Here is a 402-nt window from a genome sequence, read left to right on the forward strand (position 1 = left end):
ACAATGTTACGGTCGTGTCCTGACTTGATCGATTGTTGATCTAGGGGGAATGCCATGAAATTGGCTTGGAGGACCATCCTGGTTGCAGGAATTGGATTTGCAACCGTCGGCTCGGCAAGCGCTGCAGATCTCGCGGCCCGGCCCTTCAAGGCACCAGCGACCGCCGTAGCCGTCTATAACTGGACCGGTTTTTACGTGGGCGTGAATGCGGGTTACGCTTGGGGGCAGTCGGATCTCGGCACCGTGCTCGATCCCACCAGCAGCTGGGCCGTGGAAGGCGTAGCGTTCAGGAACGAGTTTGTGGCGCTGAGCAATCGCCGCCTCGATCCGGCCGGCGCTATCGGCGGTCTTCAGATCGGCGCGAACTGGCAGACCGGTGCTTGGGTTCTGGGTGTAGAAGCC

Annotated in this window: 1 pseudogene; it reads left to right on the top strand. The window is 60.4% G+C overall.

What is annotated here, in order from left to right:
* Positions 1-54 precede the first annotated feature (54 nt).
* Positions 55-402: pseudogene (locus GSF22_RS34270) on the top strand (hypothetical protein); the annotation flags it as partial.

It is taken from the genome of Micromonospora echinofusca, from assembly GCF_017614955.1.
In the GTDB taxonomy this organism is placed as follows: Bacteria; Actinomycetota; Actinomycetes; order Mycobacteriales; family Micromonosporaceae; genus Micromonospora; species Micromonospora echinofusca_A.